This window comes from Saccharopolyspora sp. NPDC000359, assembly GCF_040300525.1.
Lineage (GTDB): Bacteria > Actinomycetota > Actinomycetes > Mycobacteriales > Pseudonocardiaceae > Saccharopolyspora.
In genome coordinates this window covers 18,932-36,096 of the sequence record NZ_JBEPDU010000034.1, presented here as the reverse complement: position 1 = coordinate 36,096, position 17,165 = coordinate 18,932, and the positions used below count along the sequence as shown (strand labels likewise).

Here is a 17,165-nt window from a genome sequence, read left to right as displayed (position 1 = left end):
TGGCGGGTCAGCCACGCCCCTCGCCGAACCAGCAGCTGGCCGCCGAATCCCTGCCGGTTTTCCCTCCCCGCCCACGCCACGTGCCCGTCCGGCCTCAGCAGGACGGCGAGGACGTCCGGCGCCTCGCTGACGGCCACGACGTGGTCGATGCGGTCCGCCCAGCCGCGCGCCGAGAGGCGACCGGTCTGGTCGAGCAGCAGCCCGCGGGCGGCGCGCACCAGCTCGTACAGGCACCCCGGCATCGGCTTCCCGGGAACCCTTGGGAGTTATCGGGAGTAGCGCAACTTCCATTGAGATCGCACTGCTGGCGAGCTTGGGACCTTTTCCAGCAAGGACGCCGCGATGGCCTTGGCCCTAAGCTCCGCGCAGTCCGCTCGTCCTTGCCCTGCGCCACCAGCAAGCCGTCCAGGTCGTCGATGACCTCCTCCGCGGTTTCCGCAGTTCAGCAGCGCCCTTGATCGTTTCGGCGGCAGAGTGGGCACCGGTGCGCGCGCAAGCCCCACCTGGCGCTCCCGCGTCATCGGCGCGGCCACCGCGCCCCAGCGTCCGCCAGGTCCTTGCTTGACGTCACAGGAAATCCACTTCCGGCGACCACTCCGCCCCGGGCACCATCGGGAGCATGCAAGAGCTCCGTTCCGCCAACGATGTCGGCAACGCCACCGATGACCTGCTGGTCCGCTGGGCCGCGCAAGCGCTCGTCGCGGACTACCCGCACCCCGGCGGTGCCGCTTGGCAGCACCGCAGCGCGGTCGTGGTGTACGCACCGAAGCTCAGCCGCAACGACCGCGTCGTCTTCAGCGGCCCGGCCGACGACTGCGCCGAGCTGCTCGCCGAGGTGCTGCCGACGCTGCGCGTCGACAAGCTCCGCCCGCTGGCCCGGACCGCGCTGGCGCACCGGGTCGCCAGCCGCCTGGGCTTGGAGGTGCGGGCGACGTTCGGCTGGATGGAGCTGTCCGCCGCGCCCCCGTCCGAGCCGACGCCGGACGTCGAGTGGCTCGACGACGACCAGGCCGTCGAGAGCCTGCTGCGCAAGGCGAATCCGCGCGCCTACCTGTTCCCCGACGACCCCGGGGCCCGCCGCTGGGCGGGCATCCGCGGGGCCGACGGGACGGTGCTCTCGGTGGGCGGCGACTGCTGGGCCGCACCGGGCGTGCGCTTCATCTCCGGCGTCGCCACCCACCCCGACCACCGCGGTGCTGGTCTGGCCGCCGAGGTCTGCGCGTTCCTGACCCGTGAGCTGGCCCGCGAGGGGGACGTGGCGCTGATGGTGGATGCGGACAACGAGCCCGCGCTCAAGGTCTACCGCAGGCTCGGGTACCGCTACCACTCGGTCAGCGCTTTGGCCGGATGAGCTTGCCGGGGTTGAGGATCCCGGTCGGGTCCACCGCCTGCTTGGCGGCGGCCAGCACCGACTCACCGACCTCGCCGATCTCGTCCGCCAGCCACGGAAGGTGGTCGGCGCCGACGGCGTGGTGGTGGCTGATGGTGCCGCGCCCGGCGATGGCGTCCGACGCCGCCTGCTTGGCCCGCTGCCACTGACCGAGCGGGTCCTGCTCGCTGCGCGCCGCGAGGACCGTGAAGTACAGCGAAGCCCCGGTCTCGTAGGCGTGCGAGATGTGGCACATCACGATCGGCTTCTTGCCCCCGGACCGGAGGTTGCGCACCAGCGCGTTGCGCACCGCGGACCGCAGCTCGCTGATCCCGGTCCAGTGCGCCGCGGTCTCCAGCGTCTCCACGCACACCCCGCGGTCCAGCAGCGCGTCGCGCTGGCGGGGGCCGGAGAACCGGTGCGACCGCCAGGACTCGCCGACAGCGCGGCCCAGCCGCACCGCCCGCGTCCCGTCCAGCACCCGCAGCGTGGCCTTGCGCCGCTGGTCGAGCTCCGCCCGCGAGCCCGCGTCCCAGCCCAGCACCAGCAGGCAGGGCTGGCGGATTCCCTTACTGCGCAGCAGGAACTGCAGGGCCTTGACCTTCAGCGCGCCGGCCAGCTCGAACTGCACCTCGGTCTCGTCCACATCGGACAGCCGGGTGACGTCGGCCAGCACGCGGTGCTGCGCGAGCGCCCGCACCGCGTCCACCCCGCCCTGCCAGCCGTCGACCACGAACGCCTCGTAGCGGCTACGCACCGGCACCGGCCGGACCCGCACCGCGACCTCGGTGATCACGCCGAGCGCGCCCTCGCTGCCGACCGCAAGCTGGCGCAGGTCGGGCCCCGCTGCTGACGCCGGAGCGACGCCGAGCCGCCACTCCCCGGCTGGGGTGGCCAGCCGGACCCCGGCCACCATGTCCTCGAACCGGCCGTAGCCGGAGGAGGCCTGCCCGGCGGACCGGGTGGCGGCGAACCCGCCGATGGTGGCCCGCTCGAAGGACTGCGGGAAGTGCCCGAGGGTGAAGCCCTGCGCGCCCAGCAGCGACTCGGCCTCGACGGCGCGCATCCCGGCCTGCAGCACGGCAATCCGCGAACTCGGGTCGAGCGAGACGAGCCGGTCGAGGCGGGCGAGGTCCAGCGCCACCACGACGTCCTTGGACCCGCGCAGCGCGTCGACCCCGCCGACCACCGAGGTGCCGCCGCCGAACGGGACCACGGCGATGTCGCGCCGCACGCAGACCTCCAGGACGGCCTGCACCGCCTCGGGGTCCGAGGGCAGCAGCACCGCGTCCGGCACGGCGAGCTCGGCAGCGCTCCGGCGGCGCATCAGGTCGGAGTAGGACATGCCGCCCGCGCGTCCCAGTCGCGCAGCGGCGTCGGTCAGCACGTGCTCGGCGCCCAGCAGCGCCACGAGCTCCTCGCGGGCCGCTTCCGGCAGGGCGCTCTGCGGCACCGCCAAAAGCGAGGCCGGGACGGCCGGGGTGGTGGTCTCGGCGAGCCCGATGCGCGCCCGCAACCAGCGCAGAGCTCGGGGGGACAACGGCGCGGCGGAGGCCCCCGATGGGGTCCAGGTGCCGCGGAGGGTGTGTTCGATCAGCCCGCTCACCAGTACAGTGTTACACATGACGTCGCAATGTCACAGCGACTCGCACGGCACGCGAGCGCGCCCCGCACCGAACCGGGTCGGCGATGCCGAGCTGCTGCGCGCCGCCCGGGAGTGCGTGCTCGCCCACGGCGTGCGGCGGACCACGCTGACCGAGATCGCCCGCCGCGCCGGGGTCAGCCGGATGACCCTGTACCGCCGGTTCCCGGACGTCGACAGCGTGGTCACCGCGCTGATGACCGTGGAGTTCGGCGAGGTCCTGCACCTGGCGCGAGCGGCGGAGCGGACCGGCAACGCCCGCCAGCGGCTGGTCAGCGCGACCGTCCACGGCGTGCAGCTACTGCAAACCGCACCGCTGCTGCAACGCGTCCTGGAGGCCGACGCCGAGCTCCTGCTGCCCTACCTCGTCGAACGGTTGGGCAGCACCCAGCTCGCCGCCGAGGGCTTCCTCCGCGAATACCTCGTCGCGGGCCACGCGGACGGCTCCGTCCGCCCCGGCAACCCAGCGGTCCAGGCCCGGTCGCTGCTGCTGCTCGTGCAGTCGTTCGTGGTCACCGCCGGACCCGCCACCACCGGCATCGACGCCGACGACCTCACCGCCGAACTCACCAAGCTCCTCGACGGGGCCCTCCGACCGGAGCCCACCGATGCCTGACCCTGCGCAGTTTCAATTGAAACTGCGATCCGCCCTGGGGACCGTTCGCGGTTTCAATTGAAACTGCGGTCTCCCGACCTCCCGCCGAACCACTCGGAGTTGCGATGACCACCACGCCGTTGCCCGCCGGTTCGCTGCGCGCGACCTCGCTGAACGCCGCGCGCCGCGCCGCCGACCTGTCCGAGGTCGCCGAGTCCGAGATCGACCTGCTGGTGGTCGGCGGCGGGGTCACCGGTGCCGGGACCGCGCTCGACGCCGCCGCCCGCGGGCTGTCCGTCGCCCTGGTCGAGGCCGAGGACCTCGCCTGGGGGACTTCCCGTTGGTCCAGCAAGCTCGTGCACGGCGGTCTGCGGTACCTCGCGCACGGCGACGTGGCCCTGGCCCACGAGAGCGCCGTTGAGCGCAACATCCTGATGACCCGCACCGCGCCGCACCTGGTGCGCACGATGCCGCAGCTGATCCCCCTGCACAGCAGCGTCTCCCGCCGCTCCGAGCTGGTTCTCACCGCGGGCATGCGCGCAGGTGACGCGTTGCGCCGAGCCGCGCGCACGCCGTCGGACGTGCTCCCACCACCACGGCGCATCCCCACCCCAGAAGCCCTCGCCCTGGTACCGGGACTGCGCACCGCGGGGCTGCGCGGCGGGCTGCTCGGCTACGACGGGCAGCTGATCGACGACGCGCGCCTCGTCGTCGCGCTGGCACGCACCGCTGCGGGCTTTGGCGCGCGGGTGCTCACGCACGTGCGCGCGCAGCGGCTCGACGGCACTGGTGCGGACGTCGTGGACCAGCGCACCGGTGAGTCGCTGCGGATCCGCGCCCGCTCGGTGGTCAACGCGGCCGGGGTGTGGGCGGGCGAGCTCTCGCCGGACGTCAAGCTCCGGCCCTCGCGCGGATCGCACCTGGTCGTCGACGCCGACGCCGCGGGCATCGCCGGGACCGCGCTGGTCGCGCCGATGCCGGGCACCTCCGGCCGGTTCCTCCTGCTGCTGCCGCAGGCCGACGGCCGCGCCCTGCTCGGGCTGACCGACGAGCCGGCCCCCGGGCCGATCCCCGCGGTGCCCGAGGTCCCGGAGTTCGATGTGGACTTCCTGCTGGCCGGGGTCCGCGACGTCCTCGGCCAACCGCTGCGGCGCGAGCACGTGCTCGGGTCCTTCGCCGGGCTGCGCCCGCTGCTGGAGCAGGCGCGGCGCAAGGAGTCCTCCGACCTGTCCCGCAAGCACGCGGTGCTGACCTCGCCGGAAGGCGTGGTGACGGTGGTCGGCGGCAAGCTCACCACCTACCGCAGGATGGCCGCCGAAGCCGTCGACGCCGCAGTGCGCGCGGGCGGCCTGTCCGCCGGGCCGTCCAGGACCTCCGCGGTCGCGCTGGTCGGCGCCGCGCCCCGGCGCCACCTCTCCGACGTGGAGGCTCCAGCCCGCCTGATCGCGAAGTACGGCACCGAGGCCGCGCGGCTGGCCGCGCTGGCCGAGTTCGACCCCGACCTGGCCGAACCTGTCGCCGAAGGCATCCCGCTCACCGCCGCCGAAGTGCTGTGGGCGGTGCGCCACGAGGGCGCGCTGGACGCCGACGACGTCCTGGACCGGCGCAGCCGCATCGGCCTGGATCCCGCCGAGCGCGCCGCCGCGGAGCCCGCGATCACCGAGTTCGTGCGACGCGCTCTCGAAGGTGTGTTGAGATAGAGCCGAATGGGGGGGGAACGGCCGTGCAGCTGCTTTCGCAGCGGCGCAGCCACCGGCGGCCGCTGAGCGGAACCGCCACTCAGATGGAACTCGTCAACACGAAGAGGGGGACGATCCGTGACTGATCGCGTGCTGGAGGTCGACCGGATCTCCAAGCGCTACGGCACCGTCACCGCACTGCAGGAGATGACGTTCAGCGTCCGCGCGGGCGAGATGTTCGGATTCGTCGGCAGCAACGGCGCCGGGAAGACCACCACGATGCGGATCGCGCTCGGCGTGCTGTCCGCCGACTCCGGCCAGGTGCGGTGGAACGGCACACCGCTGGACCTCACCACCCGCCGCCGCATCGGCTACATGCCGGAGGAACGCGGCCTCTACCCCAAGATGAAGGTCGCCGAGCAGCTGGCCTACCTCGGCGAGCTGCACGGCTTGACCAGCGCCGACGCCCGGGCCGCCGCGACCCGCTGGACCGAGCGGCTGGGGCTGGCCGAGCGCCGCGACGAGGAGGTGCAGAAGCTCAGCCTCGGCAACCAGCAGCGGGTGCAGCTGGCCGCCGCGCTGGTGCACGACCCGGAGGTGCTGATCCTCGACGAGCCGTTCTCCGGGCTGGACCCGGTCGCCGTCGACGTGATGAGCACGGTGCTGCGGGACAAGTGCGACTCCGGGGTGCCGGTGGTGTTCTCCAGCCACCAGCTCGACCTGGTGCAGCGGCTGTGCGACCGCATCGGCATCGTCCGCAGTGGACGGATGATGGCCACCGGCTCGGTCGCCGAGCTGCGCGACCAGGGCCCGGTGACGCTGGTCGTCGACGCGCCCGACGCAGCGCCCGGCTGGGCCGACGACGTCCCTGGCGCGCAGGTCGTCGCGGTCGACGGCAGCCGCACCACGCTCCAGCTGGCCGAGGACGCCGACGACCAGGCGGTGCTGAAGGCCGCGCTGGCCACCGGCCCGGTCCGGGAGTTCACCCGGCACCGGCCCACCCTCACCGAACTGTTCCGCAACGTCGTCACCGAGGAGGCCGCCGCATGAGCGCCGTCTGGTTGGTCGCCCGCCGCGAGATCCGCACCCGGGTGCGCACCCGCGGGTTCATCATCGGCACCCTGGCGATCATCGCGGTGATGGGCGGCTACGCCGCGCTGATGGCCTTCATCGGGCAGCAGGCCAGCACCACCAGGCTGGGCGTCGCGCCGGAGGTGGCGGCCGTCGGCGAGCCGCTGCGGGCGGCTGGCTCGGCCTACGGGCAGACGTTCGAGATCAGCACCGTCCCGGTCCCGGCGGGTGAGCAGCAGGTGCGCGACGGCGACCTGGACGCGCTGGTCACCGGCACGCCCGAGGAGCCGCGCCTGGTCGTCAAGCGGGCCCCGGACAGCGCGGTCGAGGCCGCGCTGAACGCCATCGTGCAGCAGCAGGTGGTGGACACCGAGCTCACGCGCGCCGGGGCCGACCCGGCCGCGGTGCGGGCAGCCGCCGGGAACGCCCACGTCGCCATCACCAGCCTGGAGACCGACGACCCGCACCGGGGGGAGCGGATCGCGCTGGCCATCGCGGCCGGGATCGTGCTCTACATGTTCCTGCTCATGGGCGGGCAGATGATCGCCCAGGGCGTGGTGGAGGAGAAGTCCAGCCGCGTCGTCGAGCTGCTGCTGTCCACCATCAAGCCGACCCAGCTGCTCGCCGGGAAGGTCGTCGGCATCGGCCTGACGAACCTGCTGCAGCTGGTGGTGATCGCCGGGGCGGCGCTGGTCGCGGCGGGCTTCGGCGGGGTGCTGACGCTGCCGTCGACGGCGCTGACCGGCTCGCTGGTCTGGATGCTGGTGTGGTTCCTGCTCGGCTTCTTCACCTACGCCACGGTGCTCGCCGCGGCGTCCTCGCTGGTGTCCCGCCAGGAGGAGCTGCAGAACGTGATCAGCCCGGTGATCATGCTGCTGGTGGTGCCGTTCGTCATCGGCGTCTCGCTGCTGCCGGGCTCGCCGGACAACACCCTGGCGGGGGTCCTGTCGCTGGTCCCGGGCTTCGCCCCGACGCTGATGCCGATGCGGATCGCCCTCGGCTCGGCGGCCCCCTGGGAGATCGCGGTGTCGCTGGTCCTGAGCGTCCTGGCCTTCGTCCTCCTCCTGCGCCTCGGCGGCCGCATCTACTCCAACGCGGTCCTCCGCACGGGCTCCCGGGTCAAGCTCCGAGACGCCCTCCGCACCAGCTGATCGCGGCCCCGGGCCCCGTCCGGACCGGGGCCCGGGGCCGCGACCTCAATGGAGGTCAGGCGTCCGACCTCCATTGAGGTCGCGCAACCCCACTCCCGACGAACGGACGGTCCCGCCCACCGCCGAGTGGCGCGGTCCGACGACTCACCGGCGTGCCGTGCCCGGACACGCCGGTCCGGGCACGGGTCGGCCCCGGGCACCACTGGTGTCCGGGGCCGTTCTGGTGTCGGGTGCCGTGGCATCCGACAGGATTCAGGTTTCGATTCAGCGCTCGGTGATCGGCTGGTACGACCGCTCCGGCGAGCCGGTGTAGACCTGCCGCGGGCGGCTGATCTTGCGGGCCGGGTCCTCCAGCATCTCCCGCCAGTGCGCGATCCAGCCGGGCAGCCGACCGAGCGCGAACAGGACGGTGAAGTACTTCGTCGGGAAGCCCATGGCCTTGTAGATCAGGCCGGTGTAGAAGTCGACGTTCGGGTAGAGCTTGCGCTCGATGAAGTAGTCGTCGGCGAGCGCCTTCTCCTCGAGCTTCATCGCGATGTCCAGCAGCGGGTCGTTCGCACCCAGCTTGCTGAGCACCTCGTCGGCGGTCTTCTTGATGATCGCCGCGCGCGGGTCGTAGTTCTTGTAGACCCGGTGGCCGAAGCCCATCAGCCGGACGCCGGGCTCCTTGTTCTTGACCCGGTTGACGAACGAGTCGACGTCGCCACCGTTGGCGTGGATGCCCTCCAGCATCTCCAGCACCGCGCTGTTCGCGCCGCCGTGCAGCGGGCCGAACAGGGCGTTGATGCCCGCCGAGATGCTGGCGAACAGGTTGGTCTCGGCCGAGCCGACCATCCGCACGGTCGAGGTGGAGCAGTTCTGCTCGTGGTCGGCGTGCAGGATGAACAGCAGGTCCAGGGCGCGGGCCAGGGTGGGGTCGACCTCGTAGGGCTCGGCGGGGAAGCCGAAGGTCATCCGGAGGAAGTTCTCCACCAGGCCCAGCGAGTTGTCCGGGTACAGGAAGGGCTGGCCGACCGACTTCTTGTAGGCGTAGGCCGCGATGGTGGGCAGCTTGGCCAGCAGCCGGACGGTGGACAGCTCCACCTGGTCCTTGTCGAAGGGGTTGAGGCTGTCCTGGTAGAAGGTGGACAGCGCGGACACCGCGGAGGACAGCACCGGCATCGGGTGCGCGTCGCGCGGGAAGCCGTCGAAGAACTGCTTGAGGTCTTCGTGCAGCAGGGTGTGCCGCTGGATCCGGTCGGCGAAGTCGTCGTACTGCTGCTGGGTCGGCAGCTCGCCGTAGATCAGCAGGTAGCTGACCTCGATGAAGTTGGACTTGGCAGCCAGCTCCTCGATCGGGTAGCCGCGGTAGCGGAGGATGCCGGCGTCCCCGTCGATGTAGGTGATGTCGGAAAGGCAGGCCGCCGTGTTGACGAAGCCCGGGTCCAACGTCACCAAACCGGTCTGGGCCAACAACTTGCCGAGGTCCACGCCAGGCGCACCCTCGGTCGGCTGCGTCACCTGCATCTCGTGCTCGCCGGCGTCATAGCGCAGCGCGACGGTACGTTTGGCGGTCACGTCGTCGGGCATTCGGGAACCTCTCGCGCTCGTCGGGGTGCGTGTGGTGACGACCGCGGGTGCCCGGCCGACCGGCAGGGCTGCGTTGTCGCCCGCGCGCGGCCCGGGGTGTCCGAACCGCCGCAGCACCACCCCGTTGGGGTCCTGTCAGTAGTCACGCTAGACCGCAGTGGGCCCCCGGCGCAGCAATCGCGTTTCGGCTTTTTGGCAGGTGGGACCACGATCACATCACATCGGGCGGCTTTCGCCGGAGATTTTTCGACGCTCCGGAGCCGGATGGGCCGGTCATAGTGACCAACCGGACCACCCGGACGGCGCAGTGGTGGTTCGGCCGTCCGGGTGGTGGGCGGTTGAGCTCACAGGGTGTCCTCGGGCACGTCCGCCCAGTTCAATCGGTCGGTAGCTCCCCGGCCCACGGCGGTTCGGCGCCCGGCCGGGAGACGGTGATCGCGGCAGCGGCCGCGGCGAACCGCAGCGCCTGCTCCCACTGCTCGCCGTCGAGCTTGCGCACACCCGCCGCGGAGAGCGCGTCGTTGCGGTGCAGCCACGCCAGCAGCGCGGCCTGCACGGTGTCGCCCGCGCCGATGGTGTCGGCCACCTGCACGCGCTGCCCGGGCACGGTGACCTCGCCGTCGGCGGTGACCGCGGTCAGCCCGTCCGCGCCGCGGGTCAGCACCACCGCGGCGGGGCCCTGGCGCTGCCAGTCGCGGGCCGCGTCGAGCACGTCGCCGCCGTCGGCGAGCCACCCGGCGTCGTCGTCGGAGACCTTCAGCAGCCCCACCGCGGGCAGCCAGGAGCGGAACCGGGCGCGGTAGGCGTCGGGGTCGGTGATCAGGTCGGCGCGGATGTTGGGGTCCAGCGCGACGAACCGGCCGCGCTCGGCCTCCCGGAACAGCGCTGCTTCGTACACCGAGGCGCCGGGTTCCAGCACCATGCCGAGGGTGCCCAGGCAGAGCGCGGTGGTGCGCGCGGGCAGCTCCTGGGCCGTGACGAAGCGGGTCGCGGTGCCCTCGGTGTGGAAGCTGTACCGCGCCGAACCGTCCTCGGCGAGCCCGACGACGGCGAGCGTGGTCGGCTCCGGGCCGCGTTGCACCAGCTCGATGTCCACGTTGGAGGCCACCAGCCGCTCGACGAGCTTGTCGCCGAACTGGTCGGTGGAGACCTTGGCGTAGAACGCGGCCGGGACGCCGAGCCGCCCGAGGGCGATGGCCACGTTGTACGGCCCGCCGCCCAGCAGCGGGTGCAGCGGGCCGAGCTCGCCCTCCGCCGTGGCCGGGTCCGGGACGAGGTCGACGAGGGCCTCACCGCCGATGACGATCACTTCTCCTCCTCCGTGTTCTGCGGCGCGGCGGCCAGCCCGCCGAGCAGGAAGTGCGCGAGCTCGGCGAACGCGGCCGCGTCCGAGAGCCCGGTGCGCTCGCCGATCTCGCCGCGCTGGATGCCGACGATGGCGTGGCCGACCAGCTCACCGACGAACCCGGCGTGCACCTCCCGGAACACGCCCTGCCGCACGCCCTCGCCGATGAAGCCGCGGATGCGGTCGGCGGCGGCGTGCGCGTTGGCCTCGTAGGTGGCGCGGGTGGACAGGTTGGCGGCCATGTCGTCGATGAACTCGCGGGACGCCGGGCGCAGCGCTTCGGCCGCGGCGTCCAGGTAGACGCGGACCTTCTCCCGCACGTCGGGGACCTCCGCGACCCGCTGCTCGACGCGCTGCGTCGCGCACTTGAAGTAGTGCGCCACCACGCGGACCGCGAGCTGCTCCTTGCTGCTGGCCAGCGTGTACAGCGTCGACTTCGAGCAGTGCAGCCGGGCCACCAGGTCGTCGAGCGTGAAGTGCGCGAACCCTTCCGCGAGGAACAGGTCGCGCAGCTGGTCCAGCAGCTCGGCCCGCCGGGCGTTGGCCGGTCGGCGACTTGGGGAGGTGGTCATCGCTGGAAGCCTGCCACAGCGCAGTCGGGTGGTTGTGCGGGTTCTCCCCCGCTGGGACTTCCACAGTACTGGGAGACGTCCTACAGTACTGGCGACAGTACTAATGGCAGTTGTCACACCGGCATCAGGAGCGCGATCCGCCATGTCCGTCCAACGCCTGCTCCCCACCCCCGAGGCCACCGACCTACTCGCCCTGACCAGGGAGATCGCCCGCGACGAGCTCGCCGGGCGCGCAGCAGGCGACGAGGCTGCGGAGAAGTTCCCGCGCGACGTCTTCCGCCTGCTCGGCGAGTCCGGCTTCCTCGGCCTGCCCTACGCCGAGGAGCACGGCGGCGGCGCCCAGCCGTACGAGGTCTACCTCCAGGTGCTGGAGGAGCTGAGCAGCGCGTGGATGACCGTCGGCGTCGGCCTGTCGGTGCACACCATGAGCTGCTTCCCGCTGGCCCACTTCGGCACCGACGAGCAGCGCTCCCGCTGGCTGCCGGACATGCTCGGCGGCGACCTGCTCGGCGCCTACGCGCTGTCCGAGCCGCACGCGGGTTCCGACGCGGCGTCGCTGAGCACGCGCGCTGTGCGCGGGGAGGACGCCTACACCGTCAACGGCGCCAAGGCCTGGATCACGCACGGCAACGCCGCGGACTTCTACACCCTCATGGCCCGCACCTCCGACGACGGCCCGCGCGGCATCAGCTGCTTCCTGGTCGACGGCTCGACGGCGGGGCTCTCAGCTGGGCCGCCGGAGCAGAAGATGGGCCTGACCGGGTCTCCCACCACCCCGCTGTACTTCGAGGACGCCCGGGTCCCCGCCGACCGGCTCGTCGGCGGGGAGGGCGACGGACTGAAGATCGCGCTCAGCGCCCTGGACTCCGGTCGGCTGGGTATCGCCGCCTGCGCCGTCGGGCTGGCCCAGGCCGCCCTGGACCTGGCGGTGGACTTCGCCAAGCAGCGGACCCAGTTCGGGCGGCCGATCATCGACTTCCAGGGCCTGGAGTTCCTGCTCGCCGACATGGCGGCGGCGGTGCAGTCGGCCCGCGCGAGCTACCTCGACGGGGCCCGCCGCCGCGACGCGGGCATGCCGTTCGGCCAGCAGGCGTCGGTGGCGAAGCTGGTGGCGACCGACGCGGCGATGAAGGTGACCACCGACGCGGTCCAGGTCCTCGGCGGCGCGGGCTACACCAGGGACTTCCCGGCGGAGCGCTACATGCGCGAGGCCAAGGTCCTGCAGATCTTCGAGGGCACCAACCAGATTCAGCGCATGCTCATCGCCCGCGGACTGAAGGCCTGAGACTCAGAACGGAGCGAGGCCCCAGTGCGCGATCCAGGTCTCGCCGGGGTGCAGGGTCAGCAGGTCGGTGCCGGTGTTGAGGGCGTTCGGCGGGCAGGTCATCGGCTCGATGGCGACCGCCCGGCCGCGCCCGGGGAAGTCGTCGGGCGTGTAGACCTGCACCCACTTGAACACCGGGTCCGCCCACAGCGCGACGCCGTGGCCGTCCGGACCGGTGAGGGTGTGCCGGACGTGCTCGTCGCCCGGTGCCGGGGCCGCGCCACCGAAGGCGGTGTCCAGCAGCAGCCCGGCCAGCGGGCGCCCGGTGCGGAAGTCCAGCTCGTCGCCCTGCAGCTCGCGCGGCGGACGCACCGGAACCATCCGCTCGGCGTCCACCGGCAGCAGCGACGACGCGGACAACCGCAGCGAGCAGTCGTCGGTCGCCGCCGCGCCCGCGCGCGGGTACGGGTGCACGCCGAGCCCGAAGGGCGTGGCCCGCGACCCCAGGTTCTCCATCGTGTGCGTCACGGTGAGGCCGTCGGGGCCGACGGAGTAGCCGACCGAGGTCAGCAGCGGCACCGGCCAGCCCGGCTGCGCGGCCACCATCGCCTGCAGCACCACCGTCGACTCGGCGTGCTCGACCAGGGTCCACGCGGTGTGCCGCAGCAGGCCGTGGATCGCGTTGTGCCGCGCGGGTTCGGTCAGCGGGAGCTGCTGGGACTCCCCGTCGAGCACCCAACGCCCGTCCGCCACGCGGTTCGGCCAGGGCACCAGCACCGCCCCGGCACCGCCGGGTGGCCGCTGGTCCGCGTCGTAGGTTTCGACGTGCGGCACCCCGTCCACGTCGAAGGCCCGCAGGCCCGCCCCCACCTCGGTGACCACGGCGCGCACGCTGCCGGACGAGATCTCGAACTGCCGTCCGGTCGCGGGAACAGGTTCATGCACCAGGCCACCTTAATGGCGCTGGGCCCCCCGAACCGCTCGAACGGTTCAGGAGGCCCAGTCACCAGCGGGTTACTTGCCCAGCTGCGCGGCGTCGAACTCGCGACGGCCGTGCAGGAGGAAGTTGAGGCCCCAGAAGATCACGCCGATGGCCAGCAGGATGCCGACGATCCCGTACTCCACCAGCGGCCGACCGGTCAGCGGGCTGGCGAAGTAAGCGCAGGTCAGCGCACCCGCCACCGGGACCCAGGTGGGCGCCTTGAAGTGCTCGTGCTCGACCTTGTCCTTGCGCAGCACCAGCACCGCGACGTTGACCAGCGCGAACACCAGCAGGAGCAGCAGCGAGGTGGTGCCGCCCAGCTGGGAGATCTCCAGCGAGCTCACCAGGATGACGGCGAGGACGCTGGTGAACAGGATCGAGACCCACGGCGTCTGCCGGGCGTGGTGCACGAGGCCGAACTTCGCCGGGATGATCTTCTCGTTGGCCATGCCGTAGAGCAGGCGGCTGGCCATCATCATGTTGATCAGCGCGGTGTTGCTCAGCGCGATCAGCGCGATGAAGGAGAACACGATCGGCGGGAACCACGGCGCCGCGACCTGCACGACCAGCAGCAGCGGGGCGGTGGACTCGCCGAGGACGTCCGTCGGCACCAGCGTCGAGGTGATCAGCGCGATGGCCAGGTAGATCGCGGCGGTGATCGCCATGCCCCACAGCACCGCGCGGGGGAACGTCTTGGCCGGGTCCTTGGTCTCCTCGGCCATGTTCACGGTGTCCTCGAACCCGACCATCGCGAAGAAGGCCAGCGCGGTCGCCGAGGTCACCGCCAGCAGCGGGGTGGTGTCGGTGTTGAACTGCAGCAGCCGACTCGGGTCCGGAGTGTAGGTCGGGTCGCTGACGCCCGCGAAGATCGCGTAGACCCCGGTGACGATCACGATGCCCAGGCCCAGCATCAGCGCGATCGTCAGCACCAGGTTCAGCTTGGCCGACTCCCCCACGCCGCGGAAGTTGATCGCCGCGATGAGCAGCAGGAACAGGATCGCCACCACCCACGACGGGGCACCGGGCAGGATCTCCTGCAGGTACTCCCCGCTGAACGCCTGCGCACCGGAGGAGGCCGAGGTGATCCCGGAGCACATGACGGCGAAGGCGACCATGAAGGTCAGGAACTGGACGCCGAAGGCCTTGTGGATGTAGAGCGGCGCCCCGCCCGCCTTCGGGTACTTCCCGACCAGCTCGAGGTAGCTGAACGCGGTCAGGAAGGCGACCACGAACGCGACCAGGAACGGGATCCACAGCGCGCCGCCAACCTTGCCGGCGATCTTGCCGGTGAGCGCGTAGATCGTGGTCCCGATGATGTCGCCGACCACGAAGAAGAGCAGCAGTTTCGGGCCCATCACCTTCTTCAGGCCGGGGCCCTGCGCACCGCTGGGCGCGTTGTCGTTCACGGTCAATTCGTTGGCCATAGCTGAGAAGTGTGCAGGCAAGGTGATTCGGCCGTCTGCCCACCCCTGGTCGAACCGCACTGCGCCGACCGGGGCAGACGTGGCGAACTGCACAACGCGCAGGCATCAGCCCTCGTCAGAGGTGGGTGCGCGGTAGCGCCAGAAGGCGGGCAGCAGCGCCGCCGAGACCACCGCGCCGACGACCACCAGCGCCCCACCCGCCACCACCGACGTCGTGGTGCCCACGGCGGCACCAGCCAGGCCGTGGACCGTGTCGGCCAGCCTCGGGCCACCGGCCACGACCACGGTGAACACGCCCTGGACGCGGCCGCGCATCTCGTCGGTCGCCGCCGCCTGCATGATCGAGCTGCGGTAGACCGCGCTGACCAGGTCCGCCCCGCCGCCCAGCGCCAGGAACAGCACGGCCAGCCAGAGCGAGTCCGCCAGCCCGAAGCCGATCACCGCGAAGCCCCAGGCGACCACCGCGACCGTGACGCCCACGCCGTGCCGGGCGATCCGGTGCAGCCACCCGGAGAACACGCCGAAGACGAACGCGCCGAGCGGGATCGCGGCGAACAGCCACCCCAGCGAGGCCCCGCCACCCGGCGGGTCGCCGAAGGTCCGCTCGGCCATCTCCGGGAACAGCGCGCGCGGCATCCCGAACACCATCGCGACGATGTCCAGCACGAACGAGGCCAGCAGCACCGAGTGCAGGCCCAGGTAGCGGAAGCCGTCCAGCACGGTGCGCAGACCAGCCTTCTTCGGCGCACCGTCCTGCGGCGGCAGCGGCGGCAGCCGGAACACCGCCCAGAGCGCGGCGCACAGGGCCACCGCGTCGACCAGGTACAGCACCGAGAGCCCGGCCACCGGCAGCAGCACGCCCGCCAGCAGCGGCCCGGCGATCGACCCGAGCTGGAACACGGTGCTGCCCAGTGCTTGCGCGGACGGCAGCAGGTGCGCCGGGATCAGCCGGGCGATGGCGGCGCCGCGGGTCGGCATGTTGACCGCGAAGAACGTCTGCTGCGCGGCGAAGAGCACCAGCACCAGCCACACCGACCGGATGCCGGAGGCGGCGACCAGCCACAACAGGACGGAGGTGATCGCCAAGCCACCATTGGTGATCAGCAGCAGGCGGCGGCGGTCGACGGTGTCGGCGACCGCGCCGCCCCAGAGACCGAACACCAGCAGCGGCACCAGGCCGAAGATCCCGGCGAGGCCGACGTAGGCGGAGGAGCCGGTGATGTCGTAGAGCTGCTTGGGCACCGCGACGGCGGCGAACTGCGCCCCCACGGCGGTGACGATGTTGGTCAGCCACAACCGGCGGTAGGCCGGGTACTGCAGCGGCCTGGTGTCCAGGAAGACCTTGCTCAGCAGGGACTTCAGGGATCGACGAGGGGCTGTGGGAGTTCCGCTGCTGGGCCGCACGAGAGCTGGAGCCTAGCCGTTAGCAGCCCTAACAGCACTCGAATAAATCCCCCGTGTGACCCAAGTCGCCACTCGTAGATTTACAGTTTCAATTGAAACTGTAAATCTCACCGCGCGTGTGACTGGCGCGAGGTCGTGAGTGCGTAACAGTGTTCGAACACTGTTATGCACTCACGACCCTCACGGCGCGAGACGCTCGACCGTCCAGGTCTGGTCGGTGCGGCGGAAGCGGAGCCGGTCGTGGAGCCGGTCCGGACGCCCCTGCCAGAACTCCACGTGGTCCGGCCGGATGCGCCAGCCACCCCAGTGCGGCGGCACCGGCACCTTCTCCGCGTCGGCGAACCGGCGCTCGATGCCCGTCAGCGAGGACCTCAACGCCTCCCGGCCAGCGACGACCCGGGACTGCGGCGACGCCCAGGCGCCGAGCTGCGAGCCCCGCGGGCGGACCTCCCAGTACTCCGCGGTCTCCGCCGGGGCGACCTTCTCCACGGTGCCGCGCACGTTGACCTGGCGCTGCAGGCCCAGCCACGGGAACGTGGCCGCGGCGACCCGGGTGGACTTCAGGTCGTGACTCTTGGCTGAGGTGTAGTTGGTGAAGAACACCACGCCCCGCTCGTCGAAGCCCTTGCACAGCACCGTGCGCGAGGACGGGAAGCCCTCCGCGTCAGCGGTGGCCAGCACCATCGCGTTCGGCTCGACCAGGTCGGCCTGCACGGCTTCGTCGAACCACAGCTGCAGCTGCTCGTGCCAGGTGGCCGCGAGCGAGGACTCGTCCAGCGCCCCGGCCTCGTAGGACACCCGCATCGAGGGCAGCGCGACGTTGGCCTCCGACATCCCTCTTCCTCCCTGACTCGCCCGGCAGCGGCACGACTCGAACTCCTCCGGCTGCGCAGCCGGACGGTACGGGTTGGACCGGCTGGCGCGACAGGACCAAGTGGGCGCCAGCCACCTACGACGGTAAACGGGATCGGAACGGACGCCGAATCGGCGGTGCTTCGCAATCGATTCCGCAACCGATGCAGTGATCGGTTCCACACCCGTTCGGACGCCCGGTACTCACACTTCCCCGTGAAACGTCACCAACCGTGCACACAGGTC

At 71.8% G+C, this 17,165-nt stretch carries 14 protein-coding genes and 1 pseudogene; 6 read left to right on the top strand and 9 right to left on the bottom strand.

The window, feature by feature from the left end:
* Positions 1-7: 7 nt before the first annotated feature.
* A pseudogene (locus tag ABT324_RS21445) lies at positions 8-236 on the bottom strand (aromatic-ring hydroxylase C-terminal domain-containing protein); the annotation flags it as partial.
* A gap of 383 nt (positions 237-619) precedes the next feature.
* On the opposite strand from ABT324_RS21445, the gene ABT324_RS21440 reads away from it, so the two are divergent.
* Positions 620-1,351: a GNAT family N-acetyltransferase gene (locus tag ABT324_RS21440; RefSeq protein ID WP_351180258.1), complete on the top strand. Its 732-nt coding sequence runs from the start codon at positions 620-622 to the stop codon at positions 1,349-1,351.
* Here ABT324_RS21440 and ABT324_RS21435 read toward each other — a convergent pair.
* Positions 1,332-2,975, bottom strand: coding sequence for an FAD-binding oxidoreductase (locus ABT324_RS21435; RefSeq protein ID WP_351180254.1), 1,644 nt, complete (start codon positions 2,973-2,975; stop codon positions 1,332-1,334). The genes ABT324_RS21440 and ABT324_RS21435 overlap by 20 nt on opposite strands.
* A 16-nt stretch (positions 2,976-2,991) precedes the next feature.
* On the opposite strand from ABT324_RS21435, the gene ABT324_RS21430 reads away from it, so the two are divergent.
* The 4 genes from ABT324_RS21430 (at position 2,992) to ABT324_RS21415 (ending at position 7,507) form a co-directional block, all read left to right on the top strand.
* Positions 2,992-3,627: a TetR/AcrR family transcriptional regulator gene (locus ABT324_RS21430; protein WP_351180251.1), complete on the top strand. Its 636-nt coding sequence runs from the start codon at positions 2,992-2,994 to the stop codon at positions 3,625-3,627.
* 104 nt (positions 3,628-3,731) lie between these two features.
* Positions 3,732-5,306, top strand: a complete 1,575-nt coding sequence (locus ABT324_RS21425; RefSeq protein ID WP_351180248.1) for a glycerol-3-phosphate dehydrogenase/oxidase — start codon at positions 3,732-3,734, stop codon at positions 5,304-5,306.
* A 117-nt stretch (positions 5,307-5,423) separates the two neighbouring features.
* Positions 5,424-6,335 (top strand): ABC transporter ATP-binding protein, encoded by a 912-nt coding sequence (locus ABT324_RS21420; protein WP_351180245.1) that lies wholly within the window; start codon positions 5,424-5,426, stop codon positions 6,333-6,335.
* Positions 6,332-7,507 (top strand): ABC transporter permease, encoded by a 1,176-nt coding sequence (locus ABT324_RS21415; RefSeq protein WP_351180242.1) that lies wholly within the window; start codon positions 6,332-6,334, stop codon positions 7,505-7,507. Before ABT324_RS21420 ends, ABT324_RS21415 begins: the two co-directional genes overlap by 4 nt.
* Positions 7,508-7,771: 264 nt before the next feature.
* Here ABT324_RS21415 and ABT324_RS21410 read toward each other — a convergent pair whose 3' ends face one another.
* The 3 genes from ABT324_RS21410 to ABT324_RS21400 all read right to left on the bottom strand — a co-directional run bounded on the left by ABT324_RS21410 (position 7,772) and on the right by ABT324_RS21400 (position 10,993).
* Positions 7,772-9,076 (bottom strand): citrate synthase, encoded by a 1,305-nt coding sequence (locus ABT324_RS21410; RefSeq protein WP_351180239.1) that lies wholly within the window; start codon positions 9,074-9,076, stop codon positions 7,772-7,774.
* A gap of 376 nt (positions 9,077-9,452) precedes the next feature.
* Entirely contained in the window at positions 9,453-10,385 is a 933-nt protein-coding gene (locus ABT324_RS21405; protein WP_351180236.1) for a carbohydrate kinase family protein, read from the bottom strand.
* Complete coding sequence (locus ABT324_RS21400) at positions 10,382-10,993, bottom strand: TetR/AcrR family transcriptional regulator (RefSeq protein ID WP_351180233.1); 612 nt, start codon at positions 10,991-10,993, stop codon at positions 10,382-10,384. The genes ABT324_RS21405 and ABT324_RS21400 overlap by 4 nt, the downstream gene beginning before the upstream one ends.
* Before the next feature lie 142 nt (positions 10,994-11,135).
* Between ABT324_RS21400 and ABT324_RS21395 the strand changes: the two genes are divergently transcribed.
* Positions 11,136-12,278, top strand: a complete 1,143-nt coding sequence (locus ABT324_RS21395; RefSeq protein WP_351180230.1) for an acyl-CoA dehydrogenase family protein — start codon at positions 11,136-11,138, stop codon at positions 12,276-12,278.
* Between the two features lie 3 nt (positions 12,279-12,281).
* Here ABT324_RS21395 and ABT324_RS21390 read toward each other — a convergent pair whose 3' ends face one another.
* From ABT324_RS21390 to pdxH, 4 genes are all read right to left on the bottom strand, one after another.
* On the bottom strand, positions 12,282-13,202 hold the full coding sequence (locus ABT324_RS21390) for an aldose 1-epimerase family protein (protein WP_351180227.1): 921 nt from the start codon (positions 13,200-13,202) through the stop codon (positions 12,282-12,284).
* Positions 13,203-13,271: 69 nt separating this feature from the next.
* Positions 13,272-14,663: an APC family permease gene (locus ABT324_RS21385; protein ID WP_351180224.1), complete on the bottom strand. Its 1,392-nt coding sequence runs from the start codon at positions 14,661-14,663 to the stop codon at positions 13,272-13,274.
* Positions 14,664-14,768: 105 nt separating this feature from the next.
* Positions 14,769-16,067, bottom strand: coding sequence for an MFS transporter (locus tag ABT324_RS21380; protein WP_351180221.1), 1,299 nt, complete (start codon positions 16,065-16,067; stop codon positions 14,769-14,771).
* Positions 16,068-16,247: 180 nt separating this feature from the next.
* Entirely contained in the window at positions 16,248-16,901 is a 654-nt protein-coding gene (gene pdxH / locus ABT324_RS21375; protein WP_351180219.1) for a pyridoxamine 5'-phosphate oxidase, read from the bottom strand.
* Positions 16,902-17,165 lie beyond the last annotated feature (264 nt).

Coding starts and splice junctions, on each gene's coding strand:
- ABT324_RS21430 (WP_351180251.1), top strand. CDS start 2,992: ATGACGTCGCAATGTCACAGCGACTCGCACGGCACGCGAGCGCGCCCC.
- ABT324_RS21440 (WP_351180258.1), top strand. CDS start 620: ATGCAAGAGCTCCGTTCCGCCAACGATGTCGGCAACGCCACCGATGAC.
- ABT324_RS21400 (WP_351180233.1), bottom strand. CDS start 10,993: ATGACCACCTCCCCAAGTCGCCGACCGGCCAACGCCCGGCGGGCCGAG.
- pdxH (WP_351180219.1), bottom strand. CDS start 16,901: ATGTCGGAGGCCAACGTCGCGCTGCCCTCGATGCGGGTGTCCTACGAG.
- ABT324_RS21395 (WP_351180230.1), top strand. CDS start 11,136: ATGTCCGTCCAACGCCTGCTCCCCACCCCCGAGGCCACCGACCTACTC.
- ABT324_RS21415 (WP_351180242.1), top strand. CDS start 6,332: ATGAGCGCCGTCTGGTTGGTCGCCCGCCGCGAGATCCGCACCCGGGTG.
- ABT324_RS21385 (WP_351180224.1), bottom strand. CDS start 14,663: ATGGCCAACGAATTGACCGTGAACGACAACGCGCCCAGCGGTGCGCAG.
- ABT324_RS21410 (WP_351180239.1), bottom strand. CDS start 9,076: ATGCCCGACGACGTGACCGCCAAACGTACCGTCGCGCTGCGCTATGAC.
- ABT324_RS21425 (WP_351180248.1), top strand. CDS start 3,732: ATGACCACCACGCCGTTGCCCGCCGGTTCGCTGCGCGCGACCTCGCTG.